This window comes from Paraburkholderia hiiakae (assembly GCF_904848665.1).
Classification (GTDB): domain Bacteria; phylum Pseudomonadota; class Gammaproteobacteria; order Burkholderiales; family Burkholderiaceae; genus Paraburkholderia; species Paraburkholderia hiiakae.
This window is the reverse complement of the sequence record NZ_CAJHCQ010000012.1, coordinates 114,620-133,973: the sequence shown is the minus strand read 5'-3', so window position 1 is coordinate 133,973 and position 19,354 is coordinate 114,620. Positions and strand designations below refer to the sequence as shown.

The 19,354-nt window shown below is 64.6% G+C and carries 18 protein-coding genes; 12 read left to right on the top strand and 6 right to left on the bottom strand.

All coding sequences use genetic code 11. From position 1 onward, the window contains the following. Nucleotides 1-14: 14 nt before the first annotated feature. A complete protein-coding gene (locus JMY28_RS22580; protein WP_201698138.1) occupies nucleotides 15-3,509 on the top strand; it encodes an error-prone DNA polymerase in 3,495 nt (1,164 codons plus the stop codon). 30 nt (nucleotides 3,510-3,539) lie between these two features. Here the strand turns inward: JMY28_RS22580 and JMY28_RS22575 are convergent, their stop codons facing one another. Then, nucleotides 3,540-4,463, bottom strand: coding sequence for a dTDP-4-dehydrorhamnose reductase family protein (locus JMY28_RS22575; RefSeq protein ID WP_201698137.1), 924 nt, complete (start codon nucleotides 4,461-4,463; stop codon nucleotides 3,540-3,542). Nucleotides 4,464-4,474: 11 nt separating this feature from the next. Beyond that, on the bottom strand, nucleotides 4,475-4,681 hold the full coding sequence (locus JMY28_RS22570; RefSeq protein WP_201698136.1) for a heavy-metal-associated domain-containing protein: 207 nt from the start codon (nucleotides 4,679-4,681) through the stop codon (nucleotides 4,475-4,477). Between the two features lie 150 nt (nucleotides 4,682-4,831). Between JMY28_RS22570 and cueR the strand changes: the two genes are divergently transcribed. From cueR to JMY28_RS22555, 3 genes are all read left to right on the top strand, one after another. Beyond that, nucleotides 4,832-5,257 carry a Cu(I)-responsive transcriptional regulator gene (gene cueR / locus JMY28_RS22565; protein WP_201698245.1) on the top strand — a complete coding sequence of 142 codons (426 nt, stop codon included), beginning with the start codon at nucleotides 4,832-4,834 and terminating at the stop codon, nucleotides 5,255-5,257. A gap of 297 nt (nucleotides 5,258-5,554) precedes the next feature. Then, complete coding sequence (locus tag JMY28_RS22560) at nucleotides 5,555-5,704, top strand: DUF3563 family protein (RefSeq protein ID WP_201698135.1); 150 nt, start codon at nucleotides 5,555-5,557, stop codon at nucleotides 5,702-5,704. A gap of 196 nt (nucleotides 5,705-5,900) precedes the next feature. Next, nucleotides 5,901-6,293 carry a hypothetical protein gene (locus JMY28_RS22555; RefSeq protein WP_201698134.1) on the top strand — a complete coding sequence of 131 codons (393 nt, stop codon included), beginning with the start codon at nucleotides 5,901-5,903 and terminating at the stop codon, nucleotides 6,291-6,293. A 27-nt stretch (nucleotides 6,294-6,320) separates the two neighbouring features. On the opposite strand, the gene JMY28_RS22550 is transcribed toward JMY28_RS22555, so the two are convergent. Both JMY28_RS22550 and JMY28_RS22545 read right to left on the bottom strand, forming a co-directional pair. After that, nucleotides 6,321-7,166: a 23S rRNA (adenine(2030)-N(6))-methyltransferase RlmJ gene (locus tag JMY28_RS22550; protein WP_201698133.1), complete on the bottom strand. Its 846-nt coding sequence runs from the start codon at nucleotides 7,164-7,166 to the stop codon at nucleotides 6,321-6,323. A gap of 211 nt (nucleotides 7,167-7,377) precedes the next feature. Further along, the gene (locus JMY28_RS22545) at nucleotides 7,378-8,349 is read right to left on the bottom strand and encodes a potassium channel beta subunit family protein (protein WP_201698132.1); all 972 of its coding nucleotides are present in this window, start codon (nucleotides 8,347-8,349) and stop codon (nucleotides 7,378-7,380) included. A gap of 271 nt (nucleotides 8,350-8,620) precedes the next feature. Here JMY28_RS22545 and JMY28_RS22540 point away from each other — a divergent pair, with 271 nt between their 5' ends. Together JMY28_RS22540 and JMY28_RS22535 are read left to right on the top strand one after the other, a co-directional pair. Continuing rightward, complete coding sequence (locus JMY28_RS22540; protein WP_201698131.1) at nucleotides 8,621-9,424, top strand: 3-hydroxybutyrate dehydrogenase; 804 nt, start codon at nucleotides 8,621-8,623, stop codon at nucleotides 9,422-9,424. Between the two features lie 29 nt (nucleotides 9,425-9,453). Continuing rightward, the gene (locus JMY28_RS22535) at nucleotides 9,454-10,719 is read left to right on the top strand and encodes a DUF3734 domain-containing protein (protein WP_201698130.1); all 1,266 of its coding nucleotides are present in this window, start codon (nucleotides 9,454-9,456) and stop codon (nucleotides 10,717-10,719) included. A 110-nt stretch (nucleotides 10,720-10,829) separates the two neighbouring features. On the opposite strand, the gene JMY28_RS22530 is transcribed toward JMY28_RS22535, so the two are convergent. Beyond that, nucleotides 10,830-12,029, bottom strand: a complete 1,200-nt coding sequence (locus JMY28_RS22530; protein WP_201698129.1) for an amino acid aminotransferase — start codon at nucleotides 12,027-12,029, stop codon at nucleotides 10,830-10,832. A gap of 323 nt (nucleotides 12,030-12,352) precedes the next feature. Here JMY28_RS22530 and uvrB point away from each other — a divergent pair, with 323 nt between their 5' ends. The 6 genes from uvrB to JMY28_RS22500 all read left to right on the top strand — a co-directional run bounded on the left by uvrB (nucleotide 12,353) and on the right by JMY28_RS22500 (nucleotide 18,651). Then, nucleotides 12,353-14,434 (top strand): excinuclease ABC subunit UvrB, encoded by a 2,082-nt coding sequence (uvrB, locus tag JMY28_RS22525; RefSeq protein ID WP_201698128.1) that lies wholly within the window; start codon nucleotides 12,353-12,355, stop codon nucleotides 14,432-14,434. Nucleotides 14,435-14,738: 304 nt separating this feature from the next. Then, a complete protein-coding gene (locus JMY28_RS22520; RefSeq protein WP_201698127.1) occupies nucleotides 14,739-15,287 on the top strand; it encodes an iron transporter in 549 nt (182 codons plus the stop codon). An 82-nt stretch (nucleotides 15,288-15,369) separates the two neighbouring features. After that, nucleotides 15,370-15,723: a cupredoxin domain-containing protein gene (locus tag JMY28_RS22515; RefSeq protein WP_201698126.1), complete on the top strand. Its 354-nt coding sequence runs from the start codon at nucleotides 15,370-15,372 to the stop codon at nucleotides 15,721-15,723. 80 nt (nucleotides 15,724-15,803) lie between these two features. Continuing rightward, nucleotides 15,804-16,649, top strand: a complete 846-nt coding sequence (locus tag JMY28_RS22510) for an FTR1 family iron permease (protein ID WP_201698125.1) — start codon at nucleotides 15,804-15,806, stop codon at nucleotides 16,647-16,649. After that, on the top strand, nucleotides 16,646-18,073 hold the full coding sequence (locus JMY28_RS22505) for a 4Fe-4S binding protein (RefSeq protein ID WP_201698124.1): 1,428 nt from the start codon (nucleotides 16,646-16,648) through the stop codon (nucleotides 18,071-18,073). The genes JMY28_RS22510 and JMY28_RS22505 overlap by 4 nt, the downstream gene beginning before the upstream one ends. 170 nt (nucleotides 18,074-18,243) lie before the next feature. Beyond that, on the top strand, nucleotides 18,244-18,651 hold the full coding sequence (locus tag JMY28_RS22500; RefSeq protein WP_201698123.1) for a heme-binding protein: 408 nt from the start codon (nucleotides 18,244-18,246) through the stop codon (nucleotides 18,649-18,651). Nucleotides 18,652-18,928: 277 nt separating this feature from the next. Here the strand turns inward: JMY28_RS22500 and hemP are convergent, their stop codons facing one another. After that, complete coding sequence (hemP, locus tag JMY28_RS22495) at nucleotides 18,929-19,189, bottom strand: hemin uptake protein HemP (protein ID WP_201698122.1); 261 nt, start codon at nucleotides 19,187-19,189, stop codon at nucleotides 18,929-18,931. Between the last annotated feature and the right edge of the window lie 165 nt (nucleotides 19,190-19,354).

Here is a 19,354-nt window from a genome sequence, read left to right as displayed (position 1 = left end):
GGGTTTCAGGAATCATGTCGACCAGCGGGACGGGCGCGTCGTTGCCTCCACAGTTGCCAGCGCAATTGCCAGCGCAGTTGCCTGCGCAATTGCCTGACTACGCGGAACTGCACTGCCTCACCAATTTCACCTTCCTGCACGGCGCGTCGCGCCCGGGTGAGATGGTCGAGCAGGCGATCCGCCACGGCTACCGTGCGCTCGCGATCACCGATGAATGCTCGTTCGCGGGCGTCGTGCGCGCCTACAGCGCGCTCAACGAATACGACGAGGCGCGCAAAAAAGCGCATGACGAAGCCGTGCGCGAGGCACACGAACGCGGCGGCAACTCAGCCGCCGCGGCCTTGAGCCCGTTCGAACCGTCGCTGCATTTGCTGATCGGCAGCGAGCTGAATCTCGTCGATGAACATGGCGCGCCGTTCTGCACGATCGTTGCACTTGCAACGAATCGCGAAGGCTACGGCAATCTATGCGAGTTGATCACGCTCGCGCGCTCGCGTGCGACGAAGGGCAGCTATCGCGTGCATCCCGCCGATTTCACCGGGCCGGAGCCGGACTTCGAGCATCTGAAGCACTTGCGCGACTGCGTGCTGATGCTCGTGCCGCAGCGCACGGCCACGCTCGCGCAAACGCTGCGCGCCGCGCACTGGCTCGCGGGCTTCGCGGCCGAACGCGCGTGGCTCGCGCTCGAACTCTGGCAAACCGGCGGCGACGACACGCAGATCGAAGTGCTGCGCCACGTCTCGCAGGAGAGCGGCTTGCCGCTCGTCGCGGCGGGCGGCGTGCTGATGCACGCTCGTTCGCGCAAGCCCTTGCAGGACACGTTGAGCGCGATCCGCATCGGCAAGCCGCTCGCTTCGTGCGGGCGCGCGCTGGAAGCGAATGCGGAGCGGCATCTGCGCTCGCGCGTGCGGCTTGGCGCGATTTATCCGCGCGAGGCGCTCGACGCGACGCTCGACGTCGCGCGCCGCTGCACGTTCTCGCTCGGCGAGCTGGCCTACGAATATCCCGAGGAGCTGGTGCCGCCCGGCGAGACGCCGCAGACATGGCTGCGCAAGCTCGTGATGAAGGGCGCACTGGAGCGCTGGCCCGACGGCCTGAACGACAAGCGCCGCGATCAGATCGAACAGGAACTCGAACTCATCGATGAGCTGAAGTACGAGAAGTACTTCCTCACGGTGCACGACATCGTCCGCTTCGCGCGCGATCAGAAGATCCTGTGCCAGGGGCGCGGCTCGGCGGCGAACTCGGTGGTCTGCTATTGCCTGAAGATCACGGAGATCGACCCCGTGCGCATGAACATGCTCGTGGCGCGCTTTCTTTCTCGCGCGCGCAACGAGCCGCCCGACATCGACGTCGACTTCGAGCATCAGCGTCGCGAAGAGGTCATTCAGTACATCTACCGCAAGTACGGCACGCGCCGCGCCGCCCTGGCCGCGACCCTCATCACCTATCGCTCGCGCAGCGCGTTGCGCGACGTGGGCAAGGCGCTCGGCCTCGACAATGCGCTCGTCGAAAAGCTCTCGGGCGCGCATCAGTGGTGGGACGGCCCCGATTCGATCGCGCGCCATCTGGAGGAGGCGGGCTTTTCACCGGACTCGCACGTCACGCAGCAACTCATTCGTCTCACGCGCGAGCTGCGCGGTTTTCCGCGCCATCTCTCGCAGCACGTGGGCGGTTTCGTGATCGCGCGCGACAAGCTCTCGCGGCTCGTGCCGATCGAAAACGCGGCGATGAAGGACCGCTACGTGATCGAGTGGGACAAGGACGATATCGACGCGCTGCGGCTGCTGAAAGTGGACGTACTCGCGCTCGGCATGCTCTCGGCGATCCGGCGCTCGCTCGAATTCGTGGCGCTAAGGCGCGCTCTGCCGGAGATGCGCGTGCAGGACATTCCAGTCGAGGACCCGGCGGTGTATCGCATGTGCGCCAAGGCCGATACGGTCGGTGTGTTCCAGATCGAGTCGCGCGCGCAGCAGAGCATGTTGCCGCGTTTGCGGCCGCGCACGTATTACGACCTCGTGATTCAGGTGGCGATCGTGCGGCCCGGGCCGATCCAGGGCGACATGGTGCATCCGTACCTGAAACGCCGGCACGGCGACGAAGCGGTGGAGTACGCGAAGGAAGAATTGCGCCCGGTGCTCGAGCGCACGCTCGGCGTGCCGATCTTCCAGGAGCAGGTGATGCATCTCGCGATGGTCGCCGCCGACTACACCGGCGAGGAGGCCGACAAGCTGCGCCGCGCGATGGCCGCATGGCGGCGCGACGGCGATCTGCGTCCGTATCAGGCGGATCTCACGCAGCGCATGCTCAAGAAAGGCTACTCGCCGGAATTCGCCGAGCGCATCTGCAAGCAGATCGAGGGTTTCGGCGACTACGGCTTTCCGGAAAGCCATGCGGCGAGTTTCGCGCTGCTCGTCTACACGAGTTCGTGGCTCAAGCGTTACGAGCCCGCGGCATTTCTGGCAGGACTGCTGAACAGTCAGCCGCTCGGTTTCTATTCGCCTTCGCAGCTCGTGCAGGATGCGAAGCGTCACGGCGTGCAGGTGCGTGCGCCCGATATCGCGCTGAGCGACTGGGAGTCGGTGCTGGAGCGGCGTGGCGCACCCGGCGAGCGGCTTGATGCCGAGGCGCTGCGCGTGGGCAATGCCGAGGTGCTGCGGTATCGCGCGCGGCTGGCCGCGGTCGCGTTGCTGCGCCGCGGCACGCTCAAGCGCGGCGGCCGGCGGCACAGGTTCATGGACGGCCTGAAGCGCATCGTGCGCTCACGTATTGCGCTCGCGCCGCGGCGCTATGGACGTGGCGGGCCAGCCGTGCGCCTCGGCTTCAGTCTCATCAAGGGCTTTTCCGAAGATGCCGCGCGGCGTGTGATGGAGGCGCGCGAGCGCGCACCGTTCGCCGATGTCGATGATCTCGCCCGCCGCGCGGCGCTCACGCGGCGCGAGCTGGAGGCCCTGGCGGCGTCGAACGCGCTCGCGAGCATTGCGGGCCACCGGCGCGAGGCGTGGTGGGCCGTGACGGCGCAGCACGCGGTGCCTGCGCTGTTGCGCGATGCGCCTATCGCCGAGACGCCGCTCGCGTTGCCACGTGCTTCCGAGGGCGCGGAAATCGTCGCCGATTACGCGAGCCTGCGCCTCACGCTCAATCGCCATCCGCTCGAACTGCTGCGCCACGGCCTCACAAAGCAGCGTTTTCGCACGGCGGAGCAACTGGCGCATTGCCGGCACGGCATGCTCGCGCGCGTGTGCGGAATCGTCACGGTGCGGCAGCGGCCGGGCACGGCGAACGGCACGATCTTCGTTTCTCTGGAAGACGAGACCGGCAGCGTCAACGTGATCGTGCACGCGGCGCTCGTCGAGTCGCAGCGCAAGGAGCTGCTAGGGTCTTCGCTGCTGGCGGTGGCGGGCGTGGTGCAGCGTGAAGGCGAGGTGGTGCACCTCGTGGCGCACCGGCTGGAGGACCACAGCCGGCTGCTCGGGCGGCTCGCAACAGAGAGCCGGAATTTTCATTGAATATTCGCTGGAGAGCGGCTGGCTCGCGCGCTACGTGTTTCGCTGCTCGCCGTCGCTCATGAAAGCGTCGAGCACGGCGCGAATCGCCGCGTCGAACGGCGTGCGGCGGCCCATGCCCAGCGTTTCGAGACGGCTCGAATCGAGATGGCAGTTGCGTGGGCGCGGCGTGGCGTCGGTGGGCGTCGGCTGTGCGAGCAGACGCGCCTCTATGCCAAGTGCGTGCGCGATCCGCTGGGCGATGTCGTACTTCGTCATCGGCTCGTCGCCGGACCATTGCGCGACGCCGCGCACGGGAGCGCCGTCCGCGCAGCGCAGCAGCAGCTCACGGATCACGAACGCCACATCGGGCGTGAAAGTGGGGTAGCGCGTAGCCCACGCGTCCATCGGCGCCGCCTGTGCCCCGGGCTCTCCCGCAGCGAGGATGGCCGGCACGAGGCTCGTGACCGCGGATTCGTGCCAGCCGACGATCGGTCCGTACAGCAAGGGCAGGCGCAGCACGAGAGTGTTGTCGCTGGTTTCGAGCAGGGCCTGCTCGCCTTCGAGCTTGCTGTGACCATAGGCGTTGAGCGGATTCGGCGTGTCGTCGATGCGGTAGGGCGGCTGCGTGCCGTCGAACACGTAATCGGTGGAAATCGAGAGCACCCACGCGCCGCGCCGCCGCGCCGCCGCGGCGACGCTGCGCACCGCATCGACATTGAGCGCGCGCGCTGCCGCCGGATCGTGCTCGCACACGTCGGGGCGGCGCTCGGCGGCGGCCAGCACGATCGCGTCGGGCGCCTCGTGCTCGACGAACGCGTTCACGGCTTGCGCGTCGCGCACGTCGAGCACGGTTTGCTGCGGGCCGCCGTGGCGGAACGCGGTCGGCACGACCTGCCAGGGGGTAACTGCTGCGAGTTCGCGGACTATGGCGCGACCTAGCAGGCCGGACGCGCCGATCACGGCAACCTTGAACATGGCGCGGCCTGTCAGACGCTGGCCGTGCCGACCACGGTGTAGCCGGCTTCGTCGATCGCCGACTTCAGGACTTCGGCGCTCTGGCTCGATTCGACCTTCACGCGGCCGGCGGCCAGATCGATCTCGACCCTGGCTTGCGCGTCGTGCTCGTGGATCGCGCGCGTGACGGCGCCTACGCAGTGCTGGCAGCTCATGCCTTCGACGTTGAACTGGATCATCGTGTGTTCCTTTTTCAGAGATTGAGGCTTGCTACTACTCGATATGAGGCCGCCGGCGGATTATGCCAGCCTGGGCCGGTGGTCGCGCTGGACCTTCCCATCATGGGAAGGTGTACGATGAAGCCATTGATCAAACAGCAGGAGAACGGCGTGAACATCGGCGAAGCGGCGCGCGAATCGGGCGTCACGGCAAAAATGATTCGCTACTACGAAAGTGTCGGGCTGCTGGCGCCCAAAGGGCGCACGGAGTCCGGCTACCGGGTCTATGGCGCGCAGGAGGTGCATTCGCTGCGCTTCATCCGGCAGGCGCGCCGGCTCGGCTTTCTGGTGGACGACATCCGGCGCCTGCTGGCGCTCTGGCACGACCGCTCGCGTGCGAGTGCCGAGGTCAAGTCGATCGCGCTCGAACATGTCGCCGAACTCGACCAGCGCATCGCCGAACTGTCCCAGATGCGCGACACGCTCGCTCATTTGGCCTCGCACTGCCAGGGCAACGACCGGCCCGACTGCCCGATCATCGAACGGCTTGCCGCCACGACCACGCCGGACTGCCACGAGCCCGGCCACGCGCACTGAAGGCAGGTGCAACCGCACAGGGCAAATTGACGCAACCTGATTGGCTGCGCGCACCACGTTGGTGCTTTTTCGTATGATTGCCGCCAAGTGTCTGCGAAGTTACCGGAAAATGTGTCGATAAAACATGATGATGCTGATTCACACCTTACTGTTATTCCAAAATGGAATGCACGGTATTCGGGCAATTCACTAGCAAAGTTCGGTGCAACCGCTATAATGCGGGTTATCCCTTATGAGGGTTATCCCTGATGCAAATTCACCGGGGATCGCCGAATCGAATCCTTGGAGCACATCATCATGTTTGCATTCCTTCTTGAAAAGCTGAGCAACTGGTTTGAAACTGCTGAACGTCGCCGCCGCGAAGCGTATCTCGCATCGTCGGCCGATATCGTCCAGCTCGAGCAGCGCATTCGTTCGATCGAGTCGACTGGCTACAGCTCGCTGTAAGCCGACGCTATAAGCGAATTCTGACCGGGTTGCGATCCGGTGAGATCAGCAGAGTCTCAAGCCCCGCATTGGCGGGGCTTTGTCATTTCTGCACCGCCGATGGAACAGAGTCTGAGCCCTGCCACGACGGTAAGGTAAAGTCTTTTTGCGACAAGCCGTCATAGCAATGGTGTCGCTTTCACTTCGGGGGCCATTCATGGTGCAAGACCGCATTTTCCACCGCACGTTGGTGTCGCCGCGCCGCGCGTTGCATCGTTTTTCTGTTGCGCGTGCGGGCCTGATCGCCATCGTCATGGCGTGCGTTAGCGCCAGCGTGCATGCGGGGCAGCCGCTGATTCTGGATACGCAAAGAGGGATTAGCGACGGTCAACCGGGCGTGGTTCTGCAAAACGCGCCGCTCTCGCGCGAGCCGATGGTGCAGGCGGCGCAGCCGGCGGGTCTCGTGCCGGATTCGTCGCAGCCGTATGTCGTCGCGCCGTACGTGGAAGTGCAGCAGGGCGGCGGGCGGCCGAATCCGCCGCCGCGCCCGCCACGCCCCCCTCATCGCCCAACGCCGCCGCTTCCCCAGCCGTTACCGTCTGGGCAGTGACGCGGCTCGCGTGAGCGAATCCGCGGTTCAGTCGCCGCGCGATTCGATCTTGAACTGTGCACCAGCGTCCTGGCCGAGCGTTTTCACAAGCCAGGGCAGCGCCTCTTTCATCGTCGCTTCGAGCGTGTAGGGCGGGTTGAGGATGAACATGCCGCTGCCGTAAAGGCCGAAGCCGTCTTCGGGCGGATGGCTCACCGAAAGTGAGAGGTGCAGCCAGTTCTTGTTCTGCAGGCGCTTGAGTTGCTCCGGGAAGCGCTGCGACTCGGGACGCGTGACCTGCGGATACCAGACCGCATAAGTGCCATTCGCGAAGCGCGTGAGGCTTTCCTCCACGCACGCGAGCGTGCGCGCGTAGTCGCGCTTGTCCTCGAAAGACGGATCGATCAGCACGAGCGCACGGCGCGGCGGCGGGGGCAGGAGCGCCTTGATGCCGTCGAAGCCGTCGCCTGCGTAGATCATCACGCGGCGCCCCGCGTCGTGGAAGCGGTGGCGCAGCACGTCGATTTCCGTGCTGTGCAATTCGAAGAGCCGCATGCGGTCCTGCTCGCGCATGAGACGCCACGCGAGATAGGGCGAGCCCGGGTAGAAGCGCAATTCGCCGTCGGGATTCAGCGCCGCCACTTCGTCCACGTAGTCTGAGAGCGCCGCAGGCAGGTCGTTGCGGCCCCACAGCTTGCCGATGCCCGTGTCGAACTCGGCGTTCTTCGTGGCGTAGCCTTCGCGTAATGCATAGGCGCCGGCGCCCGCGTGGGTATCGATGTACCAGTACGCCTTGTCCTTCTTGCCAAGGTAATGCAGCAATTGCACGACGACGGCGTGTTTCAGGACATCGGCATGATTGCCGGCGTGGAAGGCGTGACGGTAGCTCAGCATGATGGACGGGACACGAGGTCCGGTGAGAACGGGGAAGACGGCGGCGGCGCGATTGCTGCGCCGCTACCGAAGTAGCGGCGCGCGCAGCGAGGCCGCGTATTGTACGCCACCGCAATGAGTCACCTGCAGATACGGTCGACGCCCGGATGGGCTCACGTGAGCCCGTCCGACGCTGGTGAGCGTGACGCGCGTTCCGGGCATACGCGAGGCGTCAGTCGTAAGCGTCGCCTACGATCGCCTCGATCTGCGCCTTGATGTCCGGCGTGATCTTTTGCGCCACGTCGCGCGCCTTCATGTTTTCACCGATCTGCTCGATACGCGAGGCCCCGGTGATGACCGTGCTTACGCGCGGATTCTTCAGGATCCACGCGAGCGCCAGTTGCCCAACCGAACAGTCGAGTTGTTTCGCGAACTCGGCGAGCTTGCCGACGATCTCGTTCTTGTCAGGGTCCGTGACGTTCTTGCGCAGCCAGTCGTAGCCCTGGAGTTCCGCACGGCTACCCGACGGCACGCCGCCGCGGTACTTGCCGGTGAGCAGGCCCGAGGCGAGCGGGCTCCAGGTGGTGAGGCCGAGGCCAATGTCCTCGTAGAGCCTGCGGTATTCGTCTTCGACGCGCGTGCGGTGGAACAGGTTGTATTGCGGCTGCTCCATGACCGGTTTGTGCAGGTGATGGCGCTCCGCGATTTCCCACGCGGCGCGGATTTCGTCGGCGCTCCACTCCGAGGTGCCCCAGTAAAGCGCCTTGCCGCGCGTGATCATGTCGCTCATCGCCCAGACGGTTTCCTCGACCGGCGTGTTCGGGTCGGGGCGGTGGCAGAACACGAGATCGACGTAATCGAGCTGCAGCCGCTTGAGCGAGCCGTCGATGGCGTCCATGAGGTACTTGCGGTTGAGCGTGTGGTACTGGTTGGGCGCTTCGTTCAAACCCCAGTAGAACTTGGTCGACACCACGTAGCTCACGCGCGGCCACGCGAGCTCCTTGAGGGCGTGGCCCATGAGCTCTTCCGACTTGCCGCCGGCGTAGGCCTCGGCATTGTCGAAGAAGTTGATGCCCGCGTCGCGCGCCGCCGCGAGCGATTCGCGTGCGAGCTTTGCGTCGACCTGGTTGCCATAGGTAACCCACGAGCCGATGGACAGTTCGCTTACCTGCAGGCCTGAGCGGCCCAGTCGCCGATAGTTCATTAACGCCTCCTTGTGAGCCGATAAAGCTAGCACGACTTGGCCATTGTTGCTGAACGGGCTTGCGTTGGCTGGCTTCCCGCGCTGCGCCTTGCGGTGCGGCGAAAAACTCTTTTGCCTGTCTTGCTCGATGCTTCGACCACGCGTGTTCATGCACAATAGCCCGGTTGGCCGCGACGCAACATCCGGCCGGATGGCATAAGCCATTCGTCAGGTTTGACGGCGCGCGCTCCGAGGTTTCATCCTGTCCCGTTCACTCACCTGGAGGTGCCCGATGTCGTCTCTCTCACTGAACTCGAAACTCGATGGCAAGGTCGCAGTCGTTACCGGCGCGGCCAGCGGCATTGGCAAGCAGATCGCGCTCACGCTCGCGCAGGCAGGCGCCGCAGTCGCCATCGCCGACCTGAACCAGAGCGGCGCGGACGCCGTGGCCGAAGAGATCAAGGGCGCAGGCGGCAAGGCCATCGGCGTCGCCATGGACGTCACCAATGAAGACGCCGTGAATCAGGGTATCGACCGCGTCGCGGCCGAACTCGGTCCGGTGGATATCCTCATCTCGAACGCCGGCATCCAGATCGTGAACCCGATCGAGAACTACGCGTTTTCCGACTGGAAGAAGATGCAGGCCATCCACGTGGACGGCGCATTCCTCACCACCAAGGCGGTGCTCAAGCACATGTACAAGGATGACCGCGGCGGCGTGGTGATCTACATGGGTTCGGTGCATTCGCACGAAGCGTCGCCGCTGAAGTCGGCCTATGTCGCGGCCAAGCACGCGCTGCTCGGCCTCGCGCGTGTGCTCGCCAAGGAAGGCGGCAAGCACAATGTGCGCTCGCACGTGGTGTGTCCGGGCTTCGTGCGCACGCCGCTCGTGGAAAAGCAGATTCCCGAGCAGGCGAAGGAACTCGGCATCAGCGAGGAAGAAGTGGTCAAGCGCGTGATGCTCGGCGGTACGGTGGACGGCATTTTCACGACCGTCGAGGACGTCGCGCAAACCGTGCTGTTCCTCTCGGCGTTCCCGAGCGCTGCGTTCACGGGCCAGTCCTTCGTGGTGAGCCACGGCTGGTTCATGCAATAACGCAGACATCGAGCGCAGGAGGCGCAGCAATGGCGCAACGCAAGAAGGGGCAGGTCCAGTCGAGCGCGGTCGACGACGAGGTCGGCGCGCATACCGGCGCGCATATCGGTAATGCGCCGCAGCCGCACGTTTCGCAGTGCGGCGCGCAGGCGAAAGAGTGGGAAACCATCGCGCTCACGCTGCAGGGGGGCGGCGCCCTCGGCGCGTATCAGGCGGGCGTGTACGAAGGGCTCGTCGAGGCCGGCATTGCGCCCAACTGGATCGCGGGCATTTCAATCGGCGCGCTCAATACCGCCATCATCGCGGGCAATGCGCCTGAGCATCGCGTGGCGCGTCTGCGCGAGTTCTGGCAGACGATCTGCCAGCCGGCCTACAGTTTCCCGTTGCCACCCTTCGTCGAGCATGCGCTCTTCAATTCGAATGCCGCCGTGCGTAAGACGTTCACGGCCATGCAGGCGGCAGGCGCGATCGTGGAAGGGCAGAAGGGCTTTTTCGTGCCGCGCTTTCCGCCGCCGCTGCCCAATGGATCAGGCTCGCCCGAAACGGCCAGCTACTACGACACGAAGCCGCTCAAGGCGACGCTGGAACGCTTGTGCGACTTCGAGCGCATCAACTCGGGCGAAACGCGCGTGTCAGTGGGCGCGGTTAACGTGGGCAGCGGCAACTTCGTCTATTTCGACAACAAGACCACGAAGCTGCGCCCCGAGCATTTCATCGCCTCGGGCGCGCTGCCGCCCGGCTTCGCGGCGGTGGAGATCGACGGCGAGTACTACTGGGACGGCGGCCTGATGTCGAACACGCCGCTCTACGAGGTGATCCAGACCACGCCGCGGCGCGACACGCTCGCGTTCCAGGTCGATCTCTGGAGCGCGCGCGGGCCGGTGCCCGACAACCTCATCGACGTGCAGGGCCGCGTGAAGGACATTCAGTATTCGAGCCGCACGCGTCTCGTCACCGACATCCTGCAGCGCTCGCAGCGTTATCGGCATGTGCTGCGCGAGGTGCTCGATCGCGTCGCGCCCGAGCATCGCAATGATCCGTGGGTCGCGCTGGCGGACGAGCTTTCGTGCTCGAAGAAGTACAACGTGATCCACCTCATCTACCGGCAGAAGGAATACGAGGGGCATTTCAAGGACTACCAGTTCGGCCTCTCGACCATGCACGAGCATTGGGCAAGCGGCTTGCAGGATATCCGCGCTTCGCTCGCGCAGCCGGGCTGGCTCGACAAGCCCGATAACGACTCGGGTTTCGTCACGCACGATATCCATCGCGACATGCGGGGCCACGCCGCCTGAGTTTTCCGCTGCGTTCGCCAAAGAAAAAGGCGTCCGTTCTTTCGAACGGACGCCTTTTTTGTCGCGTCAGCGCGCCGCGTTGCAGCGGCGCAATGTGCTGACGAACGAATTTACTTCAGCACTTGTGCGACAGCGCTCGCCACGACGTCGAGGTTGCGCGTGTTCAGCGCGGCCACGCAGATGCGGCCCGTGCTCACGGCGTAGATGCCGAACTCTTCGCGCAGGCGGTCGACTTGCGCAGCCGTCAGGCCCGAGTACGAGAACATGCCGCGCTGCACGTTGATGAAGTTGAAGTCGCGGTCCACGCCGGCGGCCGTAAGGCGCTCGACGAGGCCCGTACGCATCGCGCGGATGCGGTTGCGCATTTCGCCGAGTTCCGCTTCCCACATGGCGCGCAGGTCGGCCGAGCCGAGCACGGCTGCGACCACCGAGCCGCCGTGCGTCGGCGGGTTCGAGTAGTTCGTGCGGATCACGCGCTTGAGTTGCGAGAGCACGCGCGACGATTCTTCCTTGCTGCTCGTGAGGATCGACAGCGCGCCCACACGCTCGCCGTACAGCGAGAACGACTTCGAGAACGACGACGAAACGAACACGTTGAGTTCCGAAGCGGCGAAGAGGCGCACGACTTCGCCGTCTTCCGCGATGCCGTCGCCGAAGCCCTGATACGCGATGTCGAGGAACGGTACGAGGTTGCGCGCCTTCACGACTTCGATGATCTGTTTCCACTGGTCGACCGTGAGGTCCACGCCGGTCGGGTTGTGGCAGCATGCGTGCAGCACGATGACGGTGCCGGCGGCGTAGCCGTTCAGTGCGGAGAGCATGCCTTCGAAGTTCACGCCGTTGGTTTGCGCGTCGTAGTACGGATAGGCGACGACTTCGAAACCTGCGCTTTCGAACAGGGCGCGGTGGTTTTCCCAGCTAGGGTCGCTGATCGCGACCTTGGCGCTCGGGTTCACGCGCTTGAGGAAGTCGGCGCCGATCTTGAGCGCCCCCGTGCCGCCCAGTGCCTGCGCCGTGACGACGCGGCCCGCGGCGATCAGCGGCGAGTCGTCGCCGAGCAGCAGTTTTTGCACGGCGGCGTCGTACGCGCCGAGACCTTCGATCGGCAGATAGCCACGCGGCAGACCGGCTTCCACGCGAGCCTTTTCTGCTTCGCGCACCGCGCGCAGCAGCGGAATCTTGCCTTCTTCGTTGGTGTACACGCCCACGCCGAGGTTCACCTTGGTCGCGCGCGCATCGGCGTTATAGGCTTCGTTCAGACCCAGGATCGGGTCGCGGGGGGCGAGTTCGACAGCGGAAAAGAGGGACATGATCGTTCGGCAAAAGTGAAGGAAGATCGGTTGGGCCACGTGCTGCACCGGCCACGGAACTCGCTATTGTAACGAATCCTCAAGCCGGATTTCCGCGGATTTGCCATTCTCCGTGCCGCTTTCAGGGCTATTTCCGGCACGATTGGGCGACTTCTGGCGTGCGCTCGCTTAGGTGTGGCCGCTGCTGCGACGCACGGCCCTTGCAGTGCCGCCGGTACGCCCCATGTATGGTTCAGCCCACCTCGTCTCGCCCCAGGCTCGCCCATCGGCAAGATCCGGCGAGACGCTAGAATAGTTGTTTGCTCCGCGCACAGGATGCCCCCATGCCCGACCACACCGTCGCCGACGCGCCCGCGCTCGACGAGTCGAAATTCGTCCAGTACGAAGGCTCGCCGTTCCAGCTCTACCAGCCGTACCTGCCGGCCGGCGACCAGCCGACGGCCATCGAAACGCTCGTGGAAGGCGTGGAGGACGGCCTCTCGTTCCAGACGCTCCTTGGCGTGACGGGCTCGGGCAAGACTTACACGATGGCGAACACCATCGCGCGCCTGGGCCGCCCCGCCATCGTGTTCGCGCCGAACAAGACGCTCGCCGCGCAGCTCTACGCCGAGTTCCGCGAGTTCTTTCCGCGCAATGCCGTCGAGTACTTCGTCTCGTATTACGACTACTACCAGCCGGAAGCCTATGTGCCCCAGCGCGATCTCTTCATCGAGAAGGATTCGTCGATCAACGAGCACATCGAGCAAATGCGGCTTTCGGCCACCAAGAGCCTGATGGAGCGGCGCGACGTGGTGATCGTTGCGACGGTTTCGGCGATCTACGGTATCGGCAATCCGTCCGAGTACCACCAGATGATTCTCACGCTGCGCCACGGCGATCGCCTGGGCCAGCGCGACGTCATCGCGCGCCTGATCGCCATGCAATACACGCGCAACGAGCAGGATTTCCAGCGTGGCACGTTCCGCGTGCGCGGCGACACCATCGACATCTTCCCGGCCGAACACGCTGAAATGGCCGTGCGCGTGGAACTGTTCGACGACGAAGTGGAAACGCTGCAGCTCTTCGATCCGCTCACGGGCCGCGTGCGCCAGAAGATTCCGCGCTTCACGGTCTATCCGTCGTCGCACTACGTCACGCCGCGCGAAACCGTGTTGCGCGCCGTCGAAACCATCAAGTCCGAATTGCGCGAGCGTCTCGAGTTCTTCCATACGGAAGGCAAGCTCGTGGAGGCGCAGCGTCTTGAGCAGCGCACGCGCTTCGATCTGGAAATGCTTCAGGAGCTGGGCTTCTGCAAGGGTATCGAGAACTACTCGCGGCACTTTTCGGGCGCGCTGCCCGGCGAGCCGCCGCCGACGCTCGTCGATTACCTGCCGACCGACGCCATGATGTTCCTCGACGAGTCGCACGTGCTGATCGGCCAGTTCAACGGGATGTACAACGGCGACCGCGCGCGCAAGGAAAATCTCGTCGATTACGGCTTCCGGCTGCCTTCGGCGCTGGACAACCGGCCGCTCAAGTTCAACGAGTTCGAGCGCAAGATGCGCCAGGCGGTGTTCGTCTCGGCCACGCCCGCCGACTACGAAAAGAGGGTGACGGGCCAGATCGCGGAGCAGGTCGTGCGCCCCACGGGCCTCGTCGACCCGACGATCGAGGTGCGACCCGCATCGACGCAGGTCGACGACGTGCTCGGCGAGATCAACGAACGCGTGGCCGTGGGCGAGCGCGTGCTCGTCACCACGCTCACCAAGCGCATGGCTGAGCAACTCACCGAGTTCCTGGCCGACCACGGCGTGAAGGTGCGCTATCTGCATAGCGACATCGACACGGTCGAGCGCGTGGAGATCATTCGCGACCTGCGTCTGGGCACCTTCGACGTGCTCGTGGGCATCAACCTGCTGCGCGAGGGCCTGGACATCCCCGAGGTTTCGCTCGTGGCGATTCTCGACGCCGACAAGGAAGGCTTCCTGCGCGCCGAGCGCTCGCTCATCCAGACGATCGGGCGCGCCGCGCGTAACGTGAACGGCAAGGCGATTCTCTACGGCGACCGCATCACCGACTCGATGCGTCGAGCCATCGACGAAACCGAGCGCCGCCGCGCCAAGCAGATCACCTTCAACGAGGAGCACGGCATCGTGCCGCGCGGGGTCGTCAAGCGCATCAAGGACATCATCGACGGCGTCTATAACGTCGATGATGCCCGCGCCGAGCTGCGCGAGCAGCAGGAGCGCGCGAAGTTCGAGGACATGTCCGAGAAACAGATCGCGAAGGAAATCAAAAAGCTCGAAAAGCAGATGATGGACTACGCGAAGAACCTCGAATTCGAGAAGGCCGCGCAGGCGCGCGATCAGCTCGCGCTGCTGCGCCAGCGCGTGTTCGGGGCAAACGTGGGCGACCATCCGATCTGAGCGCCGAGCCTCGAGGCGGGTGGGGCGGCTACGCGCCGCACCCGCTATATCCTGCCTATACCATTCGAATGCCTTTCGTGAATTTCCGGCCCTGAAACCGGGCCGGCAGGCACCGTAAGCGTGTGTTAATGAAACGCTGCTAAAACCCTGTCGCGGTTGGGTTTTCCGGGGCGCCGAATTTGTCCCTCATCTGCATCGGTGTTAAACTCCCCCCCATTATTGAGAATTGTTCGCATTAGCATTATTACAGGTGCGCAGCGAACGTATGTCGGACGTAACCCTCATATAAAAACCAGGAGTTTCGATGCGGATTCACTCTCTCTTGCGCGGCACTGCCGTCATCGCGGCCGCCACGGCGGCCTTTGCGGCCAACGCGGCTGAATACCCGATCGGCAAGCAAGCAATCCAGGGCGGCATGGAAATCGGCGCGGTCTATCTGCAGCCGATCACGATGGAGCCGGAAGGCATGATGCGCAAGGCCTCGGATTCCGACATTCACCTCGAATCGGACATCCACGCGGTCAAGAACAACCCGACCGGCTTCGCTGAAGGCGACTGGATGCCGTATCTGCAGGTTCACTACGAACTCACCAAGCCGGGTTCGAGCTACGTGCAAAAGGGCGACCTGATGCCGATGGTCGCGAACGACGGCCCGCACTATGGCGACAACGTGAAGCTCGCCGGTCCCGGCAAGTACCACCTCAAGCTGATCGTCGAAGCGCCGATGCAAACGGGCCACATGGCGTTCGGCCGTCACGTCGACAAGGAAACGGGCGTGGGCCCGTGGTTCAAGCCGATCACGCTGGAATACGATTTCCCGTTCGCGGGCATCGGCAAGAAGGGCGGCTATTAAGCCGTCACCCGGCAGTTCGAGCGGCGGGGCGCATCGTGTGCAGCGCCGCCGCATGAATGGCAGCAAGGAGCAGGTAAAACCAATGACTGTAAAGCGGAAGTTTGCGGCGCTCGCGCTCAGCGCGTCTTTTGCGGTGTCGCTGGCGGGCGTGGCCACGATGGCGCACGCCGAAGATCTGCCGACGTTCAAGCTCGAAATGAACGATGGCAAGCTCAACCCCGCGCGCATCGAAGTGCCGGCGGGCAAACGCATCAAGATCGAGGTGCGCAATACGGGCAAGGGCGCGGCTGAGTTCGAGAGCGTTCAGTTGCGCAAGGAAAAGGTGCTGGCACCGGGCGCGGACTCGTTCGTCGTGATCGCGCCGCTCGATGCGGGCGAGTACAAGTTCTTCGACGATTTCCATCAGCAGGCGCAGGGCGTGATCGTTGCCAAATGATCGTCGCCAAATGAGCGTAGCGAAGTCATCGTCGCGAAGTAAGGCCGCTGGCGGGTATCGCCGGTAGCAGGAGGTGTTGAATGGGTCAGGTGATGTTCATCGTATGGCGGGAGAGCGTCGAGGCGCTGCTCGTCGTCGGGATTCTTTATGCGTGGCTGAAAAACGGCGACGCGGATGCGCGGCGCGGCGTGCCGTACCTGTGGGGCGGCGTGGCGCTCGGCATTCTTGCCGCGATCGGCCTCGGCGCGGCGCTGGTCGGCTTCACCGAAGTGCTTTCGGGCGACGCGCAGGACTACTTCCAGACCGGCATGGTGCTGGTGGCGTGCGTGCTGATCGTGCAGATGGTGCTGTGGATGAAGCGGCACGGCCGCACGCTCAAGCGCGAGATGGAAGAGTCGCTGGAAAAGAGCACGCGCGACGCGAACTGGTGGGGCGTGACGATTCTCGTCGCGCTCGCCATCGCGCGTGAAGGCAGCGAGACGGTGATCTTTCTCTACGGCCTTGGCTTCGGCCAGTCGGGTCATGTGGACGCGAGCCAGTATCTCGCGGTGCTGATCGGCCTCGCGCTGGCGTTCCTCACGTTCTATCTCCTTCAGCTGGGCGGCAAGATCTTCTCGTGGCGGCACTTCTTCCGCATCACCGAGATCATGCTGCTGTTCCTCGGCGCGGGCCTGTTCCAGACCGGCGTGGATAAGCTGATCGACAAGGAAATCCTGCCGACGATCATCGACCAGATGTGGAACTCCTCGGCGATCCTCGACGACTCGAGCACCTTCGGCTCGCTCGTCGCGACACTCACGGGATACCGCGCCCATCCGGCGCTCATGAACCTGATCGCCTATGCCGCGTACTGGCTCGTGGCGTGGTTCCTCGTGCGGCGCGCCACCGGCCGCGCGGGCGCGGTTGCGAACAGGAAGGCAGCATGAGTTGTGCATCCGCTCGCCCGCCGCAGGCAACCGGGCGTCCTGGCAAGCTCGCTCAGGCGGGCCAGTGGATGCAACGGCACGGCGCGGCGATCCGTGCCGTGCAGTGGTTCGTCGTCGCCGTCTATGCGTTCCTGATTCTCGTGCCGGCGGCGATGCCGCTGCCCGGCGACACGGCGCACCTGTGGAACAACCTCACGCTCGCGGCGCAGTTTGTGTTCTGGGGCATCTGGTGGCCGTTCGTGCTGCTCTCGATGGTGATGCTCGGCCGCGTGTGGTGCGGCGTGCTCTGCCCCGAAGGGGCGCTCACCGAGTTCGCCAGCAAGTTCGGACGTGGCCGCGCGATTCCGCACTGGATGCGCTGGGGCGGCTGGCCTTTCGTGGCCTTCGGCCTCACCACGATCTACGGTCAGATGGTGAGTGTCTACCAGTACCCCAAAGCGGTGCTGCTGGTGCTGGGCGGCTCGACGCTCGGCGCGATGGTGATCGGTTTTCTGTACGGACGCGAGAAGCGCGTCTGGTGCAAGTATCTCTGCCCTGTGAACGGGGTTTTTGCGCTTCTGGCGCGTCTCGCGCCGTTTCGCTACAAGGTCGACGAAGACGCCTGGCGCAACTCCTACACGCACGGCGAGCACGGCGGCCATCGCGTGATTCCCGTGAACTGCGCGCCGCTCGTGCCGTTGCGCAACATGAAGGGCGCCGCGGAGTGCCACATGTGCGGACGCTGCAGCGGCCATCGCGACGCCATTGCGCTCGCGTGGCGCTCGCCCGCAGAGGAAGTGGTCGAGCTTGGCGATAGCCAGGCGAACCCGTGGGACACCGCGCTGATCCTCTACGGCCTGCTCGGCGTGGCGATCGGCGCATTCCACTGGACGGGCTCGCCGTGGTTCATCGGCATCAAGCAGTGGCTCGCGGGCTGGCTCATCGACCGCGACATCACCTGGCCGCTCGACACCAACGCACCGTGGTTCCTGCTCACGCATTACCCGGCGCAGAACGACGTGTTCTCGTGGCTCGACGGCGCGATGATCGTCGGCTATATCGTTGCAACGGCGCTCGTTTATGGCACCGCGCTCTTCGCGATCCTCGCGGGCTCGACGGCCGTGCTCGGGCGTTTCGAGATGCGGCGCCTGCATCACTTCGCGCAGTCGCTGATTCCGCTGGCGGGCGCGGGCGTGTTCCTCGGCCTCTCCGCCACGACGCTCTCGCTCTTGCGCGCGGAGCACTTGCCGCTCGACTGGGCCGCCGAGGTGCGCATTGCGATTCTCGTCATCACGAATCTCTGGAGCGCCTGGCTCGCGTGGCGCGTGACGGGCCGCTACAGCTCGCGGTTCTGGCAGCGCGTGCTCGCGCTAGCGGGCTTCACGCTCGCGCTCGCCGTGGTGGACAGCGCGTGGTGGCTCATGTTCTGGGGCTGGGTGCGCTGAGCATGCGTCGACACTACTTCCGACGTTTCTTCGTCTGCCGCTGATATAGCCGGCATACGCGGCGTCAGCGTGTCGCGGCACAAGTCTGGGTGTTACTCTCAAAAATCCGGGTTGGCCTGCGCTCTGCGCGGGACATGCCAAACCCGGCTTTTGACTTTTCGGAGAGACGCATGCGAACGCGAGCAGTACTGACCGACGAAGACGTGATCCGGGTAGCCGACGCAGCCGTCGCGCACGCCCGAGCGAATGAATGGAACGTGACGATTGCGCTCGTCGATGATGGCGGCCATCTGCTGCATCTGCGCCGGCTCGACGGCGCCGCGCCCATCACTGCCGAAATCGCCGTGGCCAAGGCCCGCACCGCGTCGCTGGGCCGCCGCGAGAGCAAGGTCTACGAGGACGTCATCAAGCAGGGCCGCACGGCGTTTCTCAGCGCGCCGCTCACCGGCATGCTGGAAGGCGGTGTACCTGTGATCGTGAACGGCGATGTCATTGGCGCGGTAGGCGTTTCGGGCGTGAAGTCCGATCAGGATGCCGCGATTGCGCGCGCGGGCATAGCGGCGCTTGGGGTCGAGTAAGCGCATCCATCGTCGCGCGTGGCGGCGCCAGAAAAACAAAAGCCGCGGACGTATGCCGCGGCTCTTGCCTCGGGCGGCTCACGCTTCGCGCGCCGCCCCGTTTCAGGTATGAGAACAAAAAAATGGCGTGGCTTGCTTCGACGGCTGGCTTGAAGCTTGAAGGATGTCTGCACGAAGGGGTCTAGATCTCGCGTGCAAGCCGTCGTTGCTGGCTAATGCCCCAACGCCTCTCGGTGGAGGCGGTCCCCACAATACCCGGTTGAAACCTCGCGGTTTCCTATTTCGTCAGGATCAGCTTGCCGAGCCGGGTGGCCCGCAACTGATACGTCTCGCCGTTGTGCATGATGCTCACATGGCTGCGGCCTTGCAGCAGCGCCGCGCTATCCAGTTTTCGCTCGTCGATCGCCGTGGCGACCGCCGTTTCGGCGACCTTGCTCGGCTTCGGCTGTGCGACGGCAGGCTTCGGCCGCGCGCCGGTCAATGCCGAGCCGCCGTTTCGGCGCAAGCTTAGCGGGGAGGTGCGGTTCAGTTCGGTCATGAACGTGACGTCTTTGTCTCGATTCGATGGAATGATTCTAAATGATAATCGTTCCCATTTTCAACTACGAGATATTCATCGAAATCGAGCGTCGATAGCCTGAGCCGAAGCGGGGCGCTGCGTGACGAATCGAATCGGCATTTGCCGTCCCGCGCGGGGCGGTCC

Bases quoted from the DNA above. Each gene is read 5' to 3' on its own strand.
- JMY28_RS22580 (WP_201698138.1), top strand. From the start codon at position 15: ATGTCGACCAGCGGGACGGGCGCGTCGTTGCCTCCACAGTTGCCAGCG.
- JMY28_RS22575 (WP_201698137.1), bottom strand. From the start codon at position 4,463: ATGTTCAAGGTTGCCGTGATCGGCGCGTCCGGCCTGCTAGGTCGCGCC.
- JMY28_RS22570 (WP_201698136.1), bottom strand. From the start codon at position 4,681: ATGATCCAGTTCAACGTCGAAGGCATGAGCTGCCAGCACTGCGTAGGC.
- JMY28_RS22560 (WP_201698135.1), top strand. From the start codon at position 5,555: ATGTTTGCATTCCTTCTTGAAAAGCTGAGCAACTGGTTTGAAACTGCT.
- JMY28_RS22555 (WP_201698134.1), top strand. From the start codon at position 5,901: ATGGTGCAAGACCGCATTTTCCACCGCACGTTGGTGTCGCCGCGCCGC.
- JMY28_RS22550 (WP_201698133.1), bottom strand. From the start codon at position 7,166: ATGCTGAGCTACCGTCACGCCTTCCACGCCGGCAATCATGCCGATGTC.
- JMY28_RS22545 (WP_201698132.1), bottom strand. From the start codon at position 8,349: ATGAACTATCGGCGACTGGGCCGCTCAGGCCTGCAGGTAAGCGAACTG.
- JMY28_RS22540 (WP_201698131.1), top strand. From the start codon at position 8,621: ATGTCGTCTCTCTCACTGAACTCGAAACTCGATGGCAAGGTCGCAGTC.
- JMY28_RS22535 (WP_201698130.1), top strand. From the start codon at position 9,454: ATGGCGCAACGCAAGAAGGGGCAGGTCCAGTCGAGCGCGGTCGACGAC.
- JMY28_RS22530 (WP_201698129.1), bottom strand. From the start codon at position 12,029: ATGTCCCTCTTTTCCGCTGTCGAACTCGCCCCCCGCGACCCGATCCTG.
- uvrB (WP_201698128.1), top strand. From the start codon at position 12,353: ATGCCCGACCACACCGTCGCCGACGCGCCCGCGCTCGACGAGTCGAAA.
- JMY28_RS22520 (WP_201698127.1), top strand. From the start codon at position 14,739: ATGCGGATTCACTCTCTCTTGCGCGGCACTGCCGTCATCGCGGCCGCC.
- JMY28_RS22515 (WP_201698126.1), top strand. From the start codon at position 15,370: ATGACTGTAAAGCGGAAGTTTGCGGCGCTCGCGCTCAGCGCGTCTTTT.
- JMY28_RS22510 (WP_201698125.1), top strand. From the start codon at position 15,804: ATGGGTCAGGTGATGTTCATCGTATGGCGGGAGAGCGTCGAGGCGCTG.
- JMY28_RS22505 (WP_201698124.1), top strand. From the start codon at position 16,646: ATGAGTTGTGCATCCGCTCGCCCGCCGCAGGCAACCGGGCGTCCTGGC.
- JMY28_RS22500 (WP_201698123.1), top strand. From the start codon at position 18,244: ATGCGAACGCGAGCAGTACTGACCGACGAAGACGTGATCCGGGTAGCC.
- hemP (WP_201698122.1), bottom strand. From the start codon at position 19,189: ATGACCGAACTGAACCGCACCTCCCCGCTAAGCTTGCGCCGAAACGGC.